The organism is Kribbella jejuensis, assembly GCF_006715085.1.
Classification (GTDB): domain Bacteria; phylum Actinomycetota; class Actinomycetes; order Propionibacteriales; family Kribbellaceae; genus Kribbella; species Kribbella jejuensis.
On record NZ_VFMM01000001.1, the window covers coordinates 3,121,186 to 3,141,897 of the forward strand.

Annotated in this window: 20 protein-coding genes; 14 read left to right on the forward strand and 6 right to left on the reverse strand. The window is 69.3% G+C overall.

Annotated elements, in window-relative coordinates; all coding sequences use genetic code 11:
• Position 1 precedes the first annotated feature (1 nt).
• Positions 2-763: an aminotransferase class IV gene (locus FB475_RS15415; protein ID WP_185759260.1), complete on the forward strand. Its 762-nt coding sequence runs from the start codon at positions 2-4 to the stop codon at positions 761-763.
• On the opposite strand, the gene FB475_RS15420 is transcribed toward FB475_RS15415, so the two are convergent.
• Complete coding sequence (locus FB475_RS15420) at positions 760-2,181, reverse strand: CCA tRNA nucleotidyltransferase (protein ID WP_141857994.1); 1,422 nt, start codon at positions 2,179-2,181, stop codon at positions 760-762. The two genes, FB475_RS15415 and FB475_RS15420, sit on opposite strands and share 4 nt — an antisense overlap.
• Before the next feature lie 63 nt (positions 2,182-2,244).
• On the opposite strand from FB475_RS15420, the gene FB475_RS15425 reads away from it, so the two are divergent.
• From FB475_RS15425 to FB475_RS15460, 8 genes are all read left to right on the forward strand, one after another.
• Positions 2,245-4,530, forward strand: a complete 2,286-nt coding sequence (locus tag FB475_RS15425; protein ID WP_141856599.1) for a DUF6049 family protein — start codon at positions 2,245-2,247, stop codon at positions 4,528-4,530.
• Positions 4,523-6,169: a murein biosynthesis integral membrane protein MurJ gene (gene murJ / locus FB475_RS15430; protein ID WP_141856600.1), complete on the forward strand. Its 1,647-nt coding sequence runs from the start codon at positions 4,523-4,525 to the stop codon at positions 6,167-6,169. The genes FB475_RS15425 and murJ overlap by 8 nt, the downstream gene beginning before the upstream one ends.
• A gap of 103 nt (positions 6,170-6,272) precedes the next feature.
• On the forward strand, positions 6,273-7,925 hold the full coding sequence (locus tag FB475_RS15435) for a protein kinase family protein (RefSeq protein ID WP_141856601.1): 1,653 nt from the start codon (positions 6,273-6,275) through the stop codon (positions 7,923-7,925).
• Complete coding sequence (gene sigM, locus FB475_RS15440) at positions 7,922-8,626, forward strand: RNA polymerase sigma factor SigM (protein ID WP_238332163.1); 705 nt, start codon at positions 7,922-7,924, stop codon at positions 8,624-8,626. Before FB475_RS15435 ends, sigM begins: the two co-directional genes overlap by 4 nt.
• Before the next feature lie 114 nt (positions 8,627-8,740).
• Complete coding sequence (locus tag FB475_RS15445) at positions 8,741-9,502, forward strand: anti-sigma factor family protein (RefSeq protein ID WP_141856602.1); 762 nt, start codon at positions 8,741-8,743, stop codon at positions 9,500-9,502.
• 108 nt (positions 9,503-9,610) lie between these two features.
• Positions 9,611-10,600: a thioredoxin-disulfide reductase gene (gene trxB, locus FB475_RS15450; protein WP_141856604.1), complete on the forward strand. Its 990-nt coding sequence runs from the start codon at positions 9,611-9,613 to the stop codon at positions 10,598-10,600.
• A 43-nt stretch (positions 10,601-10,643) separates the two neighbouring features.
• Positions 10,644-10,961: a thioredoxin gene (gene trxA, locus FB475_RS15455; RefSeq protein WP_185759348.1), complete on the forward strand. Its 318-nt coding sequence runs from the start codon at positions 10,644-10,646 to the stop codon at positions 10,959-10,961.
• A 36-nt stretch (positions 10,962-10,997) separates the two neighbouring features.
• Complete coding sequence (locus FB475_RS15460; protein ID WP_141856608.1) at positions 10,998-12,122, forward strand: N-acetylmuramoyl-L-alanine amidase; 1,125 nt, start codon at positions 10,998-11,000, stop codon at positions 12,120-12,122.
• On the opposite strand, the gene FB475_RS15465 is transcribed toward FB475_RS15460, so the two are convergent.
• Complete coding sequence (locus FB475_RS15465; RefSeq protein WP_141856610.1) at positions 12,123-14,213, reverse strand: MMPL family transporter; 2,091 nt, start codon at positions 14,211-14,213, stop codon at positions 12,123-12,125.
• A 73-nt stretch (positions 14,214-14,286) separates the two neighbouring features.
• On the opposite strand from FB475_RS15465, the gene FB475_RS15470 reads away from it, so the two are divergent.
• Entirely contained in the window at positions 14,287-14,613 is a 327-nt protein-coding gene (locus tag FB475_RS15470) for a PadR family transcriptional regulator (RefSeq protein ID WP_141856612.1), read from the forward strand.
• On the opposite strand, the gene FB475_RS15475 is transcribed toward FB475_RS15470, so the two are convergent.
• From FB475_RS15475 to FB475_RS15490, 4 genes are read right to left on the reverse strand one after another with little or no spacing between them, the layout of a single operon-like run.
• The gene (locus FB475_RS15475; RefSeq protein ID WP_141856614.1) at positions 14,593-15,246 is read right to left on the reverse strand and encodes a permease prefix domain 1-containing protein; all 654 of its coding nucleotides are present in this window, start codon (positions 15,244-15,246) and stop codon (positions 14,593-14,595) included. The genes FB475_RS15470 and FB475_RS15475 overlap by 21 nt on opposite strands.
• Before the next feature lie 29 nt (positions 15,247-15,275).
• Complete coding sequence (locus FB475_RS15480) at positions 15,276-15,665, reverse strand: DUF2784 domain-containing protein (RefSeq protein WP_141856616.1); 390 nt, start codon at positions 15,663-15,665, stop codon at positions 15,276-15,278.
• A complete protein-coding gene (locus FB475_RS15485; RefSeq protein WP_141856618.1) occupies positions 15,662-16,315 on the reverse strand; it encodes a GNAT family N-acetyltransferase in 654 nt (217 codons plus the stop codon). The genes FB475_RS15480 and FB475_RS15485 overlap by 4 nt, the downstream gene beginning before the upstream one ends.
• Before the next feature lie 41 nt (positions 16,316-16,356).
• On the reverse strand, positions 16,357-16,557 hold the full coding sequence (locus FB475_RS15490; RefSeq protein ID WP_141856620.1) for a hypothetical protein: 201 nt from the start codon (positions 16,555-16,557) through the stop codon (positions 16,357-16,359).
• 191 nt (positions 16,558-16,748) lie between these two features.
• Between FB475_RS15490 and FB475_RS15495 the strand changes: the two genes are divergently transcribed.
• The 4 genes from FB475_RS15495 (at position 16,749) to FB475_RS15510 (ending at position 20,556) form a co-directional block, all read left to right on the forward strand.
• The gene (locus FB475_RS15495) at positions 16,749-18,059 is read left to right on the forward strand and encodes an aminotransferase-like domain-containing protein (RefSeq protein WP_141856622.1); all 1,311 of its coding nucleotides are present in this window, start codon (positions 16,749-16,751) and stop codon (positions 18,057-18,059) included.
• Positions 18,060-18,194: 135 nt separating this feature from the next.
• Positions 18,195-19,142 (forward strand): D-alanine--D-alanine ligase family protein, encoded by a 948-nt coding sequence (locus tag FB475_RS15500; protein ID WP_141856624.1) that lies wholly within the window; start codon positions 18,195-18,197, stop codon positions 19,140-19,142.
• Complete coding sequence (locus FB475_RS15505) at positions 19,142-20,206, forward strand: SURF1 family protein (RefSeq protein ID WP_202878338.1); 1,065 nt, start codon at positions 19,142-19,144, stop codon at positions 20,204-20,206. Before FB475_RS15500 ends, FB475_RS15505 begins: the two co-directional genes overlap by 1 nt.
• The gene (locus FB475_RS15510) at positions 20,203-20,556 is read left to right on the forward strand and encodes a DUF3817 domain-containing protein (RefSeq protein WP_141856626.1); all 354 of its coding nucleotides are present in this window, start codon (positions 20,203-20,205) and stop codon (positions 20,554-20,556) included. The genes FB475_RS15505 and FB475_RS15510 overlap by 4 nt, the downstream gene beginning before the upstream one ends.
• Positions 20,557-20,712 lie beyond the last annotated feature (156 nt).

Genomic DNA, 20,712 nt, shown 5'->3' on the forward strand with positions numbered 1-20,712 from the left:
TGTGAGCGAGTTCCTGTTGCTGGACGGCGTCCTGTTGCCCGCAGTCGATCCGCAGTTGCTCCGCGCAACCAGTTTCGGCCACTTCACCTCGCTGCAGGTCCGCGACGGCCGGGTCGACGGCCTCGACCTGCACTTCGAACGCCTGGACCGGAGCACCCGCGACGTCTTCGACCGGCCGCTGCCCGAGCCGCGCGTGCGCGCCGAGCTCCGCGCTGCTCTGGATCACGCTCGGTCCGGTGACCTGTCGATCCGCGTGAACGTCTTCGCCACCGACGAGCTGCACCTACTCATCCGCATCGGCCCGCCCGTCGCTCCCGCGACCCAACCGGTCCGGCTCCGCACCTACCAGCACGAACGCGCCGTCCCGCACCTCAAGCACACCGGCACCTTCGACCTCACCTACCACGCCCGCAAGGCACAGGCTGACGGCTATGACGACGCCCTTTTCCACACCGCCGCCGGCCACATCTCCGAGGCCTCCATCTGGAACATCTGCTTCGCCCGAGGCTCCGAACTGATCTTCCCGACAGCGCCGACACTCCCCGGCATCCGCCAGCAGCTCCTCCAACGAGGTCTGCCCACCTACACCAGCGAACCCGTCCCCCTCACGGCGCTGACGACCTACGACGCCGCCTACCTCACCAACTCGATCGACCCGGCCCTACCGGTCGCCTCGATCAACGAGGTCAGCTACCAATCCCACCCCGAGTCCGCCGACGCAATCGCTAAGGCCTACGCGACCCAGCCGGCGCAGGCGATCTAGGAGCGCTCGGACCACCATTCGAGGAGTTTCTCGCGGGCGCGGTCTTCGCCCAGGGGGCCCTCGTCGAGCCGGAGGTTCATCAGGAACTTGTAGGCCTCGCCCACCTCGCGGCCCGGCGAGATGCCGAGGATCCGCATGATCTGGTTGCCGTCGAGGTCGGGGCGGAGGGCGTCGAGCTCCTCCTGCTCCTGGAGGCGTTCGATCCGGGCCTCCAGGTCGTCGTACGCGGCGCGCAGTGAATCGGCCTTGCGGCGGTTCCGGGTCGTGCAGTCGGCGCGGGTCAGGACGTGCAGGCGCTCGAGCTGGTCGCCGGCGTCGCGGACATAGCGCCGTACGGCCGAGTCGGTCCACTCGCCGTCGCCGTACCCGTGGAAGCGCAGGTGCAGTTCGATCAGCTTGCTGACCTGGTCGATCTGCTCGTTGCTGAACCGCAGCGCCTTCATCCGCTTGCGGGCCATCTTCGCGCCCTGGACGTCGTGGTGGTGGAACGTCACCTTCCCGCCGTCCTCGAAGCGCCGCGTCTTCGGTTTCCCGATGTCGTGGATCAAGGCGGCGAACCGAACGACGAAATCGGGCGTCGGAACAGACAGACGGGATTCCAGATCGATGGCCTGGTCGAGGACGGTGAGCGAGTGCTGGTACACATCCTTGTGCCGGTGGTGCTCGTCCTTCTCGAGCATCAGCGCCGGCAGTTCGGGCAGCACGTGCTTGGCCAGTCCGGTGCTCACCAGCAGGTCGAGCCCGATCCGCGGGTGATCGGCGCAGATCAGCTTCTCCAGCTCGTCCCGGACCCGTTCCGCGGAGACGATCGTGATCCGGTCGGCCATCGCCTGCATCGCCTGCACCACGTCCGGGTCCGGCGTGAACGCGAGCTGGGCCGCGAACCTGGCCGCCCGCATCATCCGCAGCGGATCGTCACTGAACGAGTCCTGCGGCGTACCCGGTGTGCGGATCCGCTTGTTCGCGACGTCCTCGATCCCGCCGTACGGGTCGACGAACTGCCGCGACGGCAACCGGACCGCCATCGCGTTCATCGCGAAGTCCCGGCGGGCCAGGTCGCCCTCCAGGCTGTCGCCGTAGGCCACCTCCGGTTTGCGCGAGGTGGGATCGTAGGTTTCCGACCTGTACGTCGTGACTTCCAGAACCCACTCGCCCTTGCGACAACCGATGGTGCCGAACGCCTTGCCGATGTCCCAGACATGGTCCGCCCAGCCGGACAGCAACCGCTCGATCACGTCCGGGTGCGCTGACGTGGTGAAGTCCAGATCCTTGCTCCCCCGGCCGAGCAGAATGTCCCGGACAGGACCGCCGACCAGGGCGATCTCGTGGCCGGCGTCGGCGAACCGGGAACCCAGTTCGTCCACCACGGGAGCGAGTTCCAGCAGCGCCTGGACGGCGCGCCGCTGGACGCCGGACAACGATCCGGCGGAGGCTGACTGGTCGGCAAAGGGTGACACGGGGAACTAGGTTACGGTGACGGCGTGTTCAGACGGCGACTGAGGCTCTCCGCACTGGCGGGAGCCGGCCTGTTGGTTGCTGCTTCGGCAGCGACCTCAGCCGCTCCGGCCAGGTCCGCGCCGAACGACGAACCGGCCGTCCAGGTGACGATCGACGAGTTCGGGCCGGTCGCGCCGAAGCCCGGTCAGCAGGTCGTGATCAAGGGCCGGGTGACGAACACCAGCTCGGTCACCTTCAATGCCCCGCAGGCGCTGGCTTGTATCGACCGGACCAAGCTGTCCAGCACCTCGGCCCTGGACTCGATCCCGACCGAGCAGAACCTCCCGATGGACAACCGGGACAGCTGCCGGAACCTGACCAACGACAGCCAGACCTTCCAGCCGTTCGAGCAGCCGCTGGCCCCGAAGCAGACCGTCGACTTCTCGCTGACCGTGCCGTGGAAGGAATGGGGTATCACCGACCACACCGGCGTGTACGTCGTCGGCGTCACCTTCCGCGGCGACCCGCCGGACAGCGGCCGGGTGATGGCCGGGCGGGCCCGGATCCTGATGCCGGTGGTCGGCAAGGAGCCGTTGAAGCGGCAGGTCAACACCGCCCTCGTCGTACCGCTGCGGCACCGCCCGACCCAGCTCGGCGGCCGGAACTTCGCCAACGACGACCTGGCCACGGCGCTCGGCGCGAACGGCTCACTCGGCCGGTTGCTGGCTCTCGGCCGGGAACGCAAGGTCACCTGGCTGGTCGACCCCGCGATGCTGGACGAGATCCGGCAGATGACCAAGGGGTACGTGATCCTCGGCCAGAACGGCCAGACCACGACCGGCAGCGGTCAGGCGATCGCGACCGCCTGGCTGAAGGAGTTCGACGCGAGCCGGGCGCGCGGCGACCAGGTCGTGCTGCTGCCGTACGCCGACCCGGACGTCGCCGGCCTCCTCGATGCGGGCGCCCCGCTGAAGGACCTGGTCAGGCAGGCCCGGACGAAGACCGAGCGATCCGGCGGCGAACAGTCCCCGACCTTCACCAACGGCCTCTGGCTCGAGGGCGGCGCGGCCGCAAGCCGCTACCTGGGCACCGCGTCCGGCGGTTTCCCGGGCGCCACCCCGGACGACCTGAACCTGGTCAGCAGCTCGTCCTGGTCCCGGCGTACCCGCCCGGTCCTCACCAGCACCCCGGTGTACGACATCCGCACGCCGGAAAGCCCCGATCACGTCGTCCGGACCGTGATCGCGGACTCCTCGCTCACCTACGGCGGCCCGGACCCGGACACCGCCGACAGCCCGCTCCAGGTGCGGCAACGGTTCGCCGCCGTCACCGCCCTGATCGCGGCCTCGGGCCAGGGCACCGCCTCGGTGGTCGCCGTACCGCCACGCGGGTGGGATCCGGACGGCACGGCGACCGCGGCGCTCGCGGGCAGCCTGACACTGCGGTGGATCAAGCCGGCCGACGTCAGCACGATCGTCGCGGCTACCCCGAAGCCACAGCTCGCCGACGCCCCGGTGGCCCCGGTGAAGAACGGCGTACTGTCCGAGTCCCAGCTCGAGAACATCAAGCGTCTCGACAGCGCGACCACCACGATGCAGAACCTGCTGGTCGACCCCAATCAGCTGCCCGAGGTGATGTTCCAGGCGCTGCTGCGGTCCACCTCGGCGGGCTGGAACGGCTACCGCGACGAGGCCCGGGCCTTCACCGCGATCGAGCTCGGATCGGCGAGCCAGCAACTCGGCAAGGTGCATCTGTACAACGCCAGTGTGGACCGCGGGCTGCGCAAGGAGATCAAGGTCAATCTGGCGGGCAGCAATGGCACCTTCCCGCTGACGATCGTGAACGACACCGACTGGTCGGTCCGCGTCGGCATCGTGGTCACATCGGTGAACCGGACCGACCTGCGGATCAAGACACCGCAGACCGTCGTCCTGCCCCCGAAGGGGAAGTGGACGCCGCGGATCAACGCCAGCGCGGAGCAGAACGGCCTGATCCGGGCCCGGGCCGAGGTGGTGAACGCGGCCGGCGATCCGGTAGGCAAGCCGCAGGAGATCCTGATCCAGGCCAGTCAGTACGGCAGCGTCGGCTGGATCCTGGTCGGTGCCGCCTGCGCACTGCTGTTCGGTACGTCGTTCGTCCGGATCTACCGGCGGGTCCGGATCGAGCGCCGCAACCCGGCGGCGGTCAGCACCACCGAAGCGGCCACCACGACCGACGACGCCGAACCGGCCGAGGAATCCCCCGCCCACGATCGCCCGCAGGCGAGCGACGTACCCCCGAAAACGCCGGGTGCGTCACTGAAAGAAGGAGTCGGTTCGAAGGATGGCTGACCGCACCCTGCGATCCGCGGGGGTGATGGCAGCCGGAACGGTGCTGTCCCGCCTGCTCGGATTCATCCGGATCGCCCTGCTCGCGGCGGCCATCGGCACCGCGCTGCGCGGCGACATCTTCACCGCCGCGAACACCATCCCGAACAGCCTGTACATCCTGCTGGCCGGCGGGGTGTTCAACACCGTGCTGGTCCCGCAACTGGTCCGGGCGATCAAGAACCACGACGACGGCGGACAGGACTTCACCAACCGGGTGCTCACCTTCGGCTTCGTCGTGCTCGCCGTGGTCACGGTCGGCTGCGTGCTGCTGGCGCCGGCGATCGCCGAGCTGTATCTGCCGCCGGAGCTGCACGAGCCGGACCGGGCTTCCGAGCGGGCGTCGATGGTGATGTTCGTCCGGCTCTGCCTGCCGCAGATCTTCTTCTACGGCGCGTTCGTCCTGGTCGGCCAGGTGCTGAACGCGCGCCGCCGGTTCGGCCCGATGATGTGGGCGCCGATCGCGAACAACATCGTGGCGTGCGCGTCGATCGTGATCTTCCTGCTGATCTACCGGACCGGTGACACGCCGCCGACGTACAGCCACGGCGAGGAACTGCTGCTCGGGCTCGGGCACACGCTCGGGATCGCCGTCCAGCTGCTGGTGCTGCTGCCGTACCTGCGCGCCAGTGGCCACCGGTACCGGGTGAAGTTCGGACTCCGCGGGACCGGTCTGGGCCACACCGCGCGGCTGGGCCTCTGGACGGTGCTGTTCGTCGCGGTCAACCAGGTCACGCTGGTCGTGGTGACGCAGCTCGCGATCGCCGGTAGCGCCTCGGAGGACCCAGGGGCTAAGGCCGGTCTGTTCGCGTACAGCACCGCGATGCTGATCATCCTTGTACCGCACGGCATCGTCACGGTGTCGCTGGCCACAGCCGCGCTGCCGCAGATGTCCGCGCTGGCGGCCGACGGCGATACGGCCGAGGTGGGCCGGATGTCGGCCAGATCGATCCGGCAGACGCTCGCGATCGTGGTCCCGGCGGCGGCCGCGATGATCGCGTTCGCGTACCCGATCGTCTCGCTGATCGCCGGTTACGGCTCCGGCAAGAACAACCTGACGCTGATGTCGTACACGCTGATGACGCTCGCGCTCGGGATCGTGCCGTTCACCATCCAGTACTTCCAGCTCCGCACCTTCTACGCCTTCGAGGACACCCGGACGCCGTTCTTCCTGCAGTGCGTGATCGCGGCCACGAACATCGCGGCCGCGGTGATCGGGGTCCGGGTGCTGCTCGATCAGGCACACCTGCGGTTCAGCGGCGTGATGCTCGGTGCGGCGTACGCACTGGCGTACCTGGTCGCGGTCCTGCTGTCCCGGCCGGTACTGCGCCGCAAGGTGCCGCGGGTGCCGGGCGCCGGGATCGGGCTGCCGCTGCTCGCGATGGTGATCGCGGCGGTCGCCGGGGCGGGCTCGGGGAAGATCGTGCTGTGGATCCTGAGCCTGGCGATCGACTGGTCCGGACCACTCGGCGCGATCCTGGAACTGGCCGTGGCGGCCGTCGTCATGCTCCCGGTGTACGCCGCGGTGTCGCGGGTACTGCGTATCCACGAGGTCAACGATGTGGTGTCCATGGTCACATCGAAGCTGCCGATCCGGCGCTGATCCGGACCGCTTGTGCGTTCGTGCACCACTTGCCGGATCAGTGGGGCACTAACATGGTGGCTGCGATCAGGCCGCTGGGGCTTCAAGGAGGGCGAGAGACACCGTGTCGAACCAGACCGTGAGTCCTGGTGCCCTGCTGGCCGGACGGTACCGGATCGCCGAGTTGCTCGCGGAGATCGACGGCGCCCGGGTCTGGCGCGCCGTCGACGAGGTGCTCAGCCGCGCGGTCGTCGTCGACGTCCTGCCGGTCGGCGACCCGCGGACCAACCTGCTCTTCGACGCCGCCCGCCAGGCCGCCGCGGCGAACGACCCGCGCTTCCTGCGGGTGCTCGACTGCGACATGCACGACGGCGTGACGTACTGCGTCCGCGAATGGGCCGGCGGACGCACGCTCGAGCGGATGCTCGGCAGCGGCCCACTCACCGGGCAGCAGGCCGGCTGGCTGGCCCGTGAGGTGTCCGAGGCCCTCGAGAACCTGCACCGCACCGGCTACGCGCACGGCGCGATCAGCCCGGCGACCGTGGTGGTCACGGACGCGGGGGCGATCAAGGTCGTCGGCGTCGCGACCGAGGCGGCGCTGCGCTCGTCCGGCGCGGGTTCCCCCGAGGAGGACGTCCACGCACTCGGTGAACTGCTGTTCGCGTCGTTGACCGGCCGCTGGCCCGGCCCGGCGCCGGCCTGGGGTCTGCAGCCCGCTCCGGTCGAGCACGGCCGGCTGTTGAGCCCGCGCCAGGTGCGCGCCGGCGTACCGCGCTCGCTGGACGACATCAGCGACCGGCTGCTCGGCGACCCGCCGCGGCACCACGCCCCGCCGATCACCAGTGCGGCCGGCCTGTCCGCGGCGCTGTCCGGAGTCGTCGGCAGCTCCCACGAGCCGCCGAACCAGATGGACGAGACCGTCCAGGTCGCCAGCCAGAACGGCAGCATCGACGACGCCACGCAGGTGGTACCGCAGCCCCCGCCGCCGGCGCTCGACCCGCAGTCGGCGTACGGCTCGGAGTCGAACGGGTACCGCCCGCCGCAACCGGCGTACGAGCCGGCCGGCGACACCCGGCCGATCCGCCGCCAGCCGAGCCCGCCGAACGGGAACGGCCGGCGCCGCGACGAGCCGAAGCCGAAGGGCTCGTGGGGTGGCCGGATCCTGATCCTACTCGCGATCCTGGCGCTGCTGTCGGTGATCGCGATGGCGCAGTTCCTGCTCAAGGGCGCGATGAACAAGGACCAGGGCAACGGCGCCAACAACGGCGGCAGCCAGACCAGTGCCCCGCCGCAGACCAGCACGACGCCGTCCAGCACCGGCGGCAAGGCGACGATCGCCTCCGCCAAGGACTTCGACCCCGACGGTGACCAGGTCGAGCACCCGAAGGACGTCAAGAACACCTACGACGGCGACCCGTCGACGACCTGGAAGACCCAGTCCTACCGGAACAAGCCGAACCTCGGCGGTCTGAAGCCGGGCGTCGGCATCTACTACAACCTCGGCGCCAAGACCACCGTGTCGAGCGTCGCGGTCGCGCTCGTCGGCGACGACACCAGCCTGCAGATCCTGATCCCGGACGGCGACACCACCAAGCCGCCGTCCTCGATCGACGGCTGGAAGCCGCTGGCGACCAAGGAGGACCAGCCCGAGGGTACGGTGAACGTGACGCTGCCGGCCGGGACCCAGACGCAGTACGTCCTGGTGTGGCTGACCAAGCTGCCGAAGGTGTCCGACGGTTACCAGGGCACCATCTCGGAGGTCACGATCCAGAAATGACCGCTCACGTCGACTCGGGCAATCCGCCGCCCCGTCCGGACGTCCCGCGTATCGGCATGAACGAACCCGTGACGCAGGGCGGCGCGCAGCATGCCCAGGCGGTCGGCTACGACCAGTTGGACGACCACGAACTGCTCCGGATGCACGTGGCCGGCAACCCGGACACGTTCGGGTTCCTGGTCAAGCGGCACCGGGACCGGATGTGGGCGGTCGCGATCCGGACCCTCGGCGAGCCCGAGGAGGCCGCCGACGCGCTCCAGGAGGCGTTCATCTCCGCGTTCCGCCGGGCGGACTCGTTCCGCGGCGACGCCAAGGTGACCACCTGGCTGCACCGGATCGTGGTGAACGCCTGCCTGGACCGGATCCGCCGCCGGCAGGTCCGCGCCGCCGATCCACTGCCGGAGGACGAGGACCGCGCCGCCGAACTGGCCGGCCCGGCCGAGGACGACCCGGCCGAGGTCCGGGAACGCCGGATGGACGTGCTGAACGCCCTCAAGCAGATCAACGAGGACCAGCGCGCCGCACTGGTCCTGGTCGACATGGAGGGGTACTCGATCGAGGAAGCGGCCGCGATCCTGGACTGCGCCCCCGGTACGGTCAAGTCCCGCTGCGCGCGCGGTCGCGCGAAGCTGCTCCCGCTGCTGCGGCACTGGCAGACGTCGCGGGAAAATTCCACCCCGGAAGCAGTGGGAACCGAATGAACGGGTACACCGTCGAAGCGGAGTCGCCCGCCTCTGGCGACCGAACGAACGCTGCCTTCGACCCGGAGTTCCTATGAACACGCCGCGCACCTCCCGTGAGGAGGCGAGCCCCCGATGACCGATCCCGGTCTGCCGACCAGCGAGCACCTCGAGCACCTGGACACGGACACGATCGCCGACCTGATCGAGAACCTGCTGCCTGCCCCCGAGGCGCATCGCGCTCGTGAGCATGTGAAGGCATGCCCGGAGTGCCAGCAGACCTACGACGCCCTGCTGCAGCTGACCGAGGACCTGGCCGAGGAGGGGCGCAGCGACATCCCGATACCGACCGAGGTCGCGGAGCACCTGGACGCGGTGATCGTGTCCGAGTCGGTACTGCGCGCCTCCACCGTCGGCGTGCACTCGCTGGCACAGATTCGCGAGGAGCCGCGCCGGCACCTGCCGAAGCTGCTCGGCGCGGCTGCCGGTGTGGTGCTGATCGCCGCGCTCGGCGTCGGTGTCGTGTTCGCCACCAAGGACCAGGCGAACGAGGGTGCCGCATCCACCGACACCAACACCCCGCCGGCCGACACGGTGACGATCAGCAGCAAGGACATCGGCTCGGCGACCAGGCGCTGGCTGGACCACACGCCGGGCGCGATCCTGCACGGGTCGAACGACGAGCAGTCCTGCGCCCGGGCGTTCGCGGCCGGCCTGTCGAACTCGAGCCTCCGGCTCGTCCAGCCCGCGAAGGTGGACGGCAAGCGGTCCACGCTGATCGGCCTGCAAGGCCCGACGGCAAGCCAGATCCAGGTCTTCGCGGTCACCGGATGTAGCAGTCCGGGTGGCGTCGGCACGTCGTTCTACGACACCACGGTGACGCTGAGCAACCGCTGATCCGGCAATGCGGTACAGCGGGCCGTCGATGGGTACCGTGGGAATGGTCGGCCTCTAGGATCCGTTGAGTACGACGTATCGATCTCGACGACACCGAGGAACGCCTGAATGAGCGACTCCACTGTTCGCAATGTCATCATCGTCGGCTCCGGTCCGGCCGGTTACACCGCCGCCGTGTACGCCGCACGCGCGGCGCTGGAGCCGTTGGTGTTCGAAGGCTCCGTCACCGCCGGTGGCGCGCTGATGAACACCACCGAGGTGGAGAACTTCCCCGGCTTCTCGCAGGGCATCATGGGCCCCGCGCTGATGGACGAGATGCGCACCCAGGCCGAGCGGTTCGGCGCCGAACTGGTCCCGGACGACGTGATCAAGCTCGACCTGACCGGCAACATCAAGATCGTCACCGACTCCTCCGGCACCGAGCACCGCGCGAAGGCCGTCATCCTGGCGATGGGCTCCGGCTACCGCAAGCTGGGCCTGCCCGACGAGGACCGCATGTCCGGACACGGCGTGTCCTGGTGTGCGACGTGTGACGGCTTCTTCTTCCGCGACCAGGAGATCGCGGTCGTCGGCGGTGGCGACTCTGCCGTCGAGGAGGCCACCTTCCTGACCAAGTTCGCGAAGAAGGTGCACCTGGTGCACCGCCGCGACGAGCTGCGCGCTTCGAAGATCATGGCCGACCGGGCGTTCGCCAACGACAAGCTGGAGTTCCAGTGGAACTCCGAGGTCGACAAGATCCACGGTGAGGACAAGCTCAGCCACCTGACGCTGAAGGACACCGTTACCGGCGAGACCCGCGAGCTGCCGGCCACCGGCCTGTTCATCGCGATCGGCCACGACCCGCGCTCGGAGCTGGTCAAGGGCCAGGTCGAGCTGGACGCGGAGGGCTACGTGCTGGTCAAGCCGGACAGCACCGCGACCAACCTGCCGGGCGTGTTCGCGGCCGGCGACCTGGTGGACCACACCTACCGGCAGGCGATCACCGCCGCCGGCACCGGTTGTGCCGCCGCGCTGGACGCCGAGCGCTACCTGGCCACGCTGGAGGACGCGGCGACCGCCGCGGCCGCGGCGGCCACCACTCAGCCAGTCACTGTCTGAAACCGACCCCTCTTTCGAAGGAGATACGCCCGTGGGCGAGAAGATGAACGCTGTCACCGACGCCGAGTTCGACCAGACCGTGCTGAAGAGCGACAAGCCGGTTCTGGTGGACTTCTGGGCGGAGTGGTGTGGCCCGTGCCGCCAGGTTTCCCCCATCCTGGAGGAACTGAACCAGGACCACGGCGACAAGATCACGTTCCTGAAGATGAACGTGGACGAGAACCCGGTCACCCCGAGCAACTACAAGGTCACCGGTATCCCTACCATCAACGTCTACGTGAACGGTGAGCTCGCGAAGTCCATCGTCGGCGCCAAGCCGAAGGCGGCGCTGCTGAAGGAGCTCGCCGACTTCACTGCCTGAGTTGCCCCCGCCACACGGCAAGGAGTTGGACCTCTGATGGATTCCCCGCACGGCGTGTACCGCATCGGCGACAGCGGTGAGGCGGTCGCAGAGATCGTCGGCAAACTGCAACGACTCGGACTGCTCCAGGGCGGTCACGACGTCTACGACGAGGCGACCGCACACGCTGTCCGGGGCTTCCAGCAGCAACGCGGGCTGATGATCGACGGCATCGTCGGCCCGCAGACGTACCGGGCGATCGACGACGCCCGCTGGCGGCTGGGCGACCGGCTGCTGACCTACGTACCGGCGCATCCGCTCAGCGGTGACGACGTACTGAGCCTGCAGGCCAAGCTGCAGGAGCTCGGGTTCGCGGTCGCGCGGATCGACGGGATCTTCGGCGCCGACACCCAGCGGGCGGTGACCGAGTTCCAGCGGAACATGGGGCTGCCGGCCGACGGCACCTGCGGCCCGTCGACGTTCAAGGCGCTGCAGCGGATCCGCCCGATGGCGACCGGCGGCCGCCCCGACGCGCTCCGGGCCCGTGAGGCCGTTCGCGCGGCCGGCCCGCGGCTGTCCGGCAAGACTGTGGTGATCGACCCGGGCCACGGCGGCTTCGACTACGGCTGGGAGGGCTACGGCCTGCGCGAGTCCGACATCGCGTACGACCTGGCCGCCCGGATCGAGGGACGACTCGGCGCCACCGGCGTCCGCGCGTACCTGTCCCGCGGCCGCGACCAGGGCCCGGACGAGCTGTCCCGGGCCGCCTTCGCGAACGAGACCGACGCGAACCTGTGCGTCTCGCTGCACACCGACGGTTCGACCAACCCGGACGCGCAGGGCGTCGCGACGTACTTCTACGGCAACGACCTGCATGGCGCCACGTCGAGCGTCGGCGAGCAGTTCGCCGGGCTGGTGCAGCGCGAGATCGTCGCGCGTACCGACCTGCTCGACTGCCGGACCCACGCGAAGACCTGGGACCTGCTGCGGCGGACCAAGATGCCGGCCGTCCGGCTCGAGATCGGTTACGTGACCAACCCCCACGACTCGGCCCGCCTGGCCGACCCGGCCTTCCGGGACGTGATCGCCGAAGCGATCGTGGTCGCGATCCAGCGCGTCTACCTCCCCCCGGACCAAGACGCCGCCACCGGCATGCTCCGCCTCGGCCAACTCACCGTGTAGCTAGTGATCCTCGAGCTTGATCTTCGGGAGGATTCGGTCGAGGGCTCGCGGTAGCCACCAGGCGCGTTCGCCGAAGAGGCGCAGGACGGCGGGAACGATGACGCATCGGATCAGCAGCGCGTCGAGTAGGACTGCGGTGGCCAGGCCGAGCCCGAACTGTTTCAGCATGCGGTCCGGGCTGAGCAGGAAGGCTCCGAAGACCACGATCATGATCGCGGCCGCCGCCGTGATCACGCTGCCTGTGGTCGCGAGGCCTTCGCGCACCGCGGCTCGGGCATCCCTTGTCCGCCGCCACTCCTCGTGGATCCGGGACACCAGGAACACCTCGTAGTCCATCGACAGTCCGAACACGATCGCGAAGATCATCACCGGGACGAACGCTTCGATGGGCCCGGCCTGCGCGCCGAACCAGCCATGCTGGAAGACCAGCGTGATCATGCCGAGCGAGGCGCCGATGCTGAGCAGGTTGAGTACGGCGGCCTTCAACGGAATCAGCACCGACCGGAACACCGCCATCAGCAGCAGTGCCGACAGGCCGACGACCACCAGTACGAAGATCGGCAGCCGCTTGCTCACCGCCGACGCGAAGTCGTCCGCGGCCGCCGTCGCTCCGCCGACCAGATGGGTCCCTTCGAGCTGCGGCAACGTGTCCTTCCGGAGCCGCTTGACGAGGTCGCTGGTCGCCGCGTCCTGCGGCGCCGATTTCGGAAACGCCAGTACCGTCGCGATCTTCCCGTCCGGCGTCAACTGCGGCGGCGTCACCGCGGCGATGTCCGGATCCTTCATCAGCGTCGGCCCGAGCGACTTCCCATCCCCCTCGGACACGATCACCAGCGGGCCGTTGAACCCGGGGCCGAACCCCTCTGCCAACAGGTCGTACGCCTTCCGGCTCGTCTTCGCCGGAGCATCCGTCCCCGCGTCCGCGAACCCGAGTCGCATGCCCAACGCCGGCAAGGACAGTGCGATCAAGGCAAGCACCCCGAGAACGAGCGGCACCCACGGGGCACGCTGTACGGCGCCGGCCAGCCTCCGCCAACCGTCGCCCGGAGTACGGCGCTGCTTCGCGGCGTGCTTGCGTACGCTGCGCTCGATCCGCTTGCCGAAGAGCGTGAGCAACGACGGCAGTAACGTGACCGCCGCGAGCATCGTCATCAACACGGTCATCGTCACGCCCAATGCGATGCCCTGCAGCGATCCGAGCCCCAACGCCAGCAGACCGAGCAACGCGATCACGACAGTGCACCCGGCGAACATCACCGAACGGCCGGCAGTATCGAGGGCAACGACCTTCGGATCGGCCGTGCCCTTCAACAGCTCGTGCCGGTACCGCGAGAAGATCAGCAACGCGTAGTCGATGCCGACACCGAGCCCGACCAGCATCATCACCGGCGTGGTGTACTCCGGCACCTTGAACAGATGCGACGCGAGCATCAGCAAGCCGACCGTGCTACCGACCGCGAACACCGCCGTCAGCAGCGGCAGTGTTGCCGCGAGCAACGATCCGAACAGGAACACCAGGATCACCAAGGCGGCCAGGATGCCAGCACCCTCGGACGCACCACCAGAGCTGTCCGCCGCGCTCCGCGCCAGGTCTCCACCGACCTCGACCTGGAAGCCTGGCCGGGCGAAGTCCTGCGCGCGATGGATGATCGTTCGGACGCCGTCCACCGGCATGTCCGCCGCCGCCACGTCCAGGCTCACGGACGAGTACGCCGTACGTCGATCTGTCGACATTGTCGGGTCCGCGACCGAGGACACGTGCGGAAGCCCGCGGACGGCGGCCAGCATCGACGCCAGCTGGGACTTGTCCGCGTCCAGCCCGCCGCCAGCTCTGACCACGAGCTGCACCGACGCCGTGTCGCCCTTCGGCTGATGCGCCTGGAAGATGTCCGTCACCCGTTGGGAGTCGGTCCCCGGCAACGAGTTGTCGCTGCGGTAGTTGGCGCCGACGACCGTCGCCGCGGCGATCACCGCGGCCAGCACCAGCACCCAGAGCAGCAGCGCCAGGCCCGCGTGCCGCATCGCCCAGCCCGAGACCCGGTGCAGCAGGCCGGGCCGGGTGACCTGTCGGATCGAGGTGTCCACTGTCATCGCAGTTCCTTGATAAGTAGATTGCCTACATGTTGCCTCTCGACAGTAGCAGCTGTATGAGTAGACTGGCTACATGAAGGCGGATGCGCTGCGTGGACACCTGGACCCGATGATCCTGGCGGTCGTCGAGCACGAGCCGCTGCACGGCTACGCGATCATGGAGGCGCTGCTGGCCCGCAGCGGCGGTGAGCTCGACCTGCCGACCGGCACGCTCTACCCGGCGCTGCGGCGGCTCGAGCGGGCCGGCTACCTGGCCAGTGAGTGGAGCACCGTCGGCGGACGGAAACGCCGTACCTATCAGCTCACCAGTTCCGGCGCGAAGATGCTTGCCTCAGGCAAGCAGGAGTGGCTGACCTTCCGCGCTGTGGTGGAAGGAGTGTTACGCCCGGGACAGGCGTAGGCAGCGCTCGGCCTGGACGCTGACCAGCACCAGCGGCAGGACGACGAACGCCCCGACGACGCCGAACGCGGGCACGCCCGGAGCGTGCGAGCTGGTCGCCGCCATCAGCACGCCCATCCCGGCGACCAGCGCGGATCCAACCAGGGCGAAGAGCGCCGTCACCCGACCGAGGTGCTCACGCACCACGGGATAGCGCACGCCGATCCCGGTACCGATCACGGCAAGTACCGCACCGGCGATCACCACGATGCCGACCGCGCGGACCATCGTCTGCAGCAGCTCGTTCAGAGCGCTCGTCGACTGCGGCTCCTGCGTCCAGATCCAGGCGCCGCCCTGCCACACGATCGGCTGGATCAGCAGCGCGAACAGCAACATCATCGCGGTACGACGACTCTGGCTGATCGCCAGCTCGGCGCGGTACCCGGGTACGACGTCGGCGAGGTCGCCGAAGTCCGCGACCGCCTCACGCTCCGCGTCGTACCGCTCGTGCCCGTCCGCCTCGAACGCCTCGGTGGCGTCGGTCAGGTGATCCCGGGCCTCGGCCAGGAGATCCGCCTTGCGGCGTCGCGGCCCCCGCAGCTCGCGGCTCAGTGCGGCCAGGTAGTCGTCGACCGGCGTACTGGGTGTGGACACCCCTCCAGTATGAGCAGGCCGGCTACGGATCACGTCCGGGGTCCCACTGACTCGCCCCTGAGCTTCCTGCGACGGTGCAGTACGACGAAGTAGCCGGCGTACGCGATCAGCACCAGCGCGAAGCCGACCTGCTCCACGACCGGTGTTGATCCCTCGGGCCAGAGATGGCCTTCGAGGTAGTGATGGATGTAGCCGCTCTGGTAGACGGTCTCGCCGCCCAGGCGGCGGAAGTACTTCTCGGTCGCGGTGACCGGGCAGCCGAAGTCGACCAGCGTGATGACGAGGTTCCAGACCACGATCGCGAGGTGGAACCAGATCAGCCGCGGCCAGCGCCAGGCGAGAAATCCGCCGACCACGAAGAACAGCAGCAGGGCGCCGTGCAGGACCATGACCGCATCCGCCAGCACCCGCCAGATCATTCGGAGCCGGACCTCAACGCGTCCCGGACCGTGACCGGGGCAGGCGGCGAGTGCTCCGGCCGGATCGCGCCCATCAGGCGCTCGACGGCCGCCTCCATCTCACTGCGCCACGTGATCGCCGAGCGCAGGTCGAGCCGCAGCCTCGGGTTGCGCGGATGCTCCCGCACCACGCCGAAACCCACCGCCCGGAGGAACTCGGTCGGCCACACGCAGCTCGGCCCGTCCCAGCGCGAGTCGCCGAACGCCTCGACAGCCCGGAACCCGCGCTTGAGGACGTCCTTGGCGACCGCCTGGACCAGGATCTTCCCCAGCCCGAGTCCCAGGTACCGCGGCAGGACCCGCCCGGTCGCGAGTACGACGGCGTCCGGGCTGACCGGTGCGGTCGGGAACGCCTGGACGCGGGGCAGGTACTTCGCCGGGGCGTACACGGCGAACCCGGCCGGCTCGTCGTCGACGTACAGCACCATCCCCGCGGTACCCCAGTCGAGCAGCAGCTGGGACAGCCACGCCTCCTTCTCGAGCGCGGTGTCGCCGTTGCGGACCGCCTGCCGGGCGGCCACCGGGTCGAGCTCCCAGAAGACGCAATGACGGCACGGCACCGGTAGCTCGTCGAGGTTGGCGAGCGTCAGCGGTTCGAGCCGTCGGGCCATCAGCGCATCCCGGAACGGGCTGTTAGTTCGGTCACGGTGCGTCAGCGCACCGCTGGTTCGGCCGCCGGTTCCGGCACCGGTGCCGGGGTCCGTGCATCGGGAGTACGGGTCGCCTCCGGGGCGACGTACCGCTGCTGCACCTTCGCGGCCGGTTGCCGCCGGAACAGCTCGCCGGCGAATCCGGCCAGCAGGCCCAGCAGCAGCCCGCCGAGCGTCCAGCCGGCTGTCCTGCCCACGCTCATCCTGAATCCTTCCGGTTCACCTCTCAGGCCGCACCACCCGGCCCGGCTGTCTCAGCAGCCAGATCCCGGCATGGTCGAACCTGGCCCCTATAAGGCATGGTAGTGAGAGGTCACGCCGATCCCCAGCCCGGACTCGGGTCTGTCGACGTAACCTGGTGACTTCCCCCTCGATCACCGTTGGAGTGGCCCTCGTGAGTGCTGACGTGCCCGATGTCCGGCAGACCCGTCTCGACAACTACGTCGAGGCGTACGCAGCCCGGACCAAGGGCATGACCGCATCGGAGATCCGTGCCCTCTTCTCGGTCGCCAGCCGGCCCGAGGTCGTCTCGCTGGCCGGCGGCATGCCGAACATCGGCGGCCTGCCGCTGGACGTGGTCGGCGGCGCGGTCCGCGACCTGGTGATCGACAACGGCGCCGTCGCGATGCAGTACGGCTCCGGTCAGGGTGACCCGACGCTGCGTGACCAGATCTGCGACATCATGCGGCTCGAGGGCATCGAGGCGCACCCGGACGACGTCGTGGTCACGGTCGGCAGCCAGCAGGCCGTCGACCTGGTGACACGGGTGTTCTGCGACCCGGGCGACGTGGTGATCTGCGAGGCACCGTCGTACGTCGGCGCGCTCGGCGTGTTCCGTGCGTACCAGTGCGAAGTCGTGCACGTCGCGATGGACGACGACGGCGTCGTCCCGGAGGCGCTGGAGCAAGCGATCGCATCCGTGCGCGCGGCCGGCAAGCGGATCAAGTTCTTCTACACGATCCCCAACTTCCACAACCCCGCCGGGGTCTCGCTGTCCGACGAGCGGCGGGCGCGGGTGCTGGAGATCTGCCAGCGGGCCTCGGTGCTGGTGCTGGAGGACAACCCGTACGGGCTGCTCGGGTTCGAAGGCGAGCCGCAGCGCGCGCTGCGGGCGGACGATCGCGAAGGCGTGATCTACCTGGGCTCGTTCTCGAAGACGTTCGCGCCCGGGTTCCGGGTCGGCTGGGCGGTCGCGCCGCACGCCGTGCGGGAGAAACTCGTGCTGGCGCAGGAGTCCGCGACGCTGTGCCCACCGATCTTCAGTCAGCTCGCTATCTCGTCGTACCTGATCCGGCACGACTGGATGGGGCAGGTGAAGCAGTTCCGCGAGATGTACCGCGAGCGCCGGGACGCGATGCTCGCGGCGCTCACCGAGAAGATGCCGGCGGCAACGACCTGGACGCGGCCGCGGGGTGGCTTCTACGTCTGGCTGACGCTGCCCGAAGGGCTGGACGCGAAGGCGATGCTGCCGCGGGCGGTCACGGCGCGGGTCGCGTACGTGCCCGGAACCGCCTTCTTCGCCGACGGTTTCGGCTCCCAGTGCATGCGGTTGTCGTACTGTCATCCGACGCCGGAGCGGATCACCGAAGGCGTCGGCCGGCTGGCCGCGGTGATCCACGAGGAGCTCGAGCTCCGGCAGACGTTCGGCCCGCTGCCGCCCGGCGCCGGCCGCGACTACGACGCACCGGGGCCGGAGCTTTCGTAGCGGTGCCTCCGCAAAGGTTGCGCAAGGGACCTGCGGGTGGCCGGGGGTCCAGGACGCGGTAGGGGTACCGTTCCAGTGGGCCTCGGGGCCGGCGACCGTGCCGGAGAACGCCCACGAGTGATCGGGATATTTGTGATGAGTGATCTGGGTCGAGTGCTGGTACTGGCCGGTGGTCTGTCGCACGAGCGGGACGTCTCGCTGCGCTCCGGCCGCCGGGTCGCGGACGCCCTGCGCAGTGTCGGGGTCGAGGTCGAGCAGCGTGATGTCGACGCCTCCCTCGTCGACCGGCTGCGCGCGGATCCGCCGGACGCGGTGTTCCCCGTCCTGCACGGCGTCACCGGCGAGGACGGCGCGCTCCGCCAGGTCCTCGACCTGTACGGCGTTCCGTACGTCGGCGCCGACGCGGCCGCGTGCCGGACGGCGTTCGACAAGCCGGTCGCGTCGACGGTCGTCGGCAATGCGGGTCTGCACACGCCCGCGTCCGTCGTCCTCGGGCACGACACGTTCCGCGAGCTGGGCGCCGCCGCGCTGATGGAGGCCGTCGTCGGGCAGATCGGGCTGCCGCTGGTCGTGAAGCCGGCCCGTGGTGGTTCAGCGCTGGGCGCTTCGATCGTGCGGTCGGCGGACGAGCTGCCGGCGGCGATGGTGAACTGCTACGCCTACGGTCCGGTGGCGTTGATCGAGCAGTACGTCGACGGGACGGAGGTCGCCGTGACGGTCGTCGACACGGGCGACGGTCCGCGGGCGTTGCCGGCTGTGGAGATTCGGCCGGACTCGGGGTTCTACGACTACGAGGCGCGGTACACGGCCGGGGCGACGCAGTTCGTCGTACCCGCTCGGCTGGAGCCGGAGGCGGCGGGTGCTTGCGCCGCGGCCGCCGTACAGGCTCATCAGGCGCTCGGTCTGCGCGACCTGTCGCGGACGGACCTGGTTGTGGATGCCGCCGGGGTGCCATGGTTCCTGGAAGTCAATGTGGCGCCGGGGATGACTGAAACGTCGTTGGTACCGCTGGCCGCCGAGGCCGCCGGGATCGAGCTCGGTGTGCTCTGCCGTGACCTGCTCGCCACCGCTGCCGCACGCTGATGCCTGAGCCACGGCCCCTGTGGCGTACCGCCGTACAGCCGCGCTGGGTCGGGCTGCTCGCCCTCGCTCTCGCCATCGCCGGCGCGATGACGGCCATGGGCGTCTGGCAGTTGGGCGTCTACAAATCGAAGACCGCCGAGGCCACCGCCCATCGAGCCGCTGCTGCACCTGTCTCCCTGCAGTCACTGTTCTCGATCGACGACGGGCTCCCTGCGAAGGCGGTCGGCCGCCAGGTCACCATCTCGGGCACGTGGGGACCTGTCGCCGACCAGGTCTACATGTCGGACCGCATGCAGGACGGGAAGAACGGCTTCTGGGTGGTCACTCCCCTGAAGCTCTCGCCGACGGACGCGGTGATGATCGTCCGCGGCTGGGTCCCGTCGGTCACCGACCCCGCCGCCAAGGCTCCGGTGGGCCCCGTTTCGCTGACCGGCTCGGTCGTGGCCTCAGAAGCCGAAGACTCCTCCGACGACGCCGCCAAGGGCCGGGTCCTCTCGTCGCTACGGATCCCGACCATCGTCCACCTGGTCAAGTACCGCATCTACGACGCCTTCGTAGTACAAACCTCCCCCGCGGCCTCCCCCGCCCCCGCCGCCGTAGTCCCCCCACCACCCCCCACCGACCACGCAGGCCTCCGCAACGTCGCCTACGCCTTCCAGTGGTGGATCTTCGCCGCCTTCACCCTCTGGATGTGGACCCGAATGCTCCAAGACGCCCACCGCACCCCACCAGAGCTGACCGCTCCGGATACAGATGACTCGGCCACTCCGTACGCACCTACGACCAGCGCGAGCATTACCGCTACGGATGCGACGGGCACAGGTATGACGGGCTCGAGTACTACCTCCGGGGATGCGACAGCGCCGGGTACAACCGGCCCGAGCACAACCGGCCAGGATGCGCCGTCCGCAGGTACGACGGAGACGGATACGTCGGGCGCGGGTACGACGGAGGCGGTGGCGTCGAGTGGGGATGGGGTACCTCGAGGTGAGTCGGGTGTGGATGGGATGAAGGGTGACCAGGGCGGGGAGCGTGTGGGGCCAGGCGGTACCGTTTCAGCGTGACTTCCTCTGCTGACCCCGCCACCTCCGCCGGCGCGCAGCCGATCACCCCGGCTGTTCGCGGCGCGCTGACCCGCTACCGCGTGATCGCGTACGTGGTCGGCGTCATGCTGCTCCTGCTGGTGTTCCTCGCGATGCCGCTGAAGTACTTCGCCGACAGCCCCGGCGCGATGAACATCATCGGCCCCCTCCACGGCTTCCTGTACGTCGTGTACCTCCTGCTGACCTTCGACCTCTTCCGCCGCGTCCGCTGGTCCTTCCCCCGCCTGGTCCTGATGGCCCTAGCCGGCACCATCCCCTTCCTCTCCTTCTACGCCGAACGCAAAACCACCCACGAACTCCAAGGCCGTTAACCCCGCGTACCGCCGCCCCACCACCCCGCCCCACCGCGCCGCCCGGCACAATCCCAGCGCGTCCCCGGCGCGCCAGCAGCCCCACGAGCGAGGCCCAGAAATCCCCTGAGGTCGCGTACGCCGCTACCCGGACCGCTCCACCCCGCGCGACCCCGG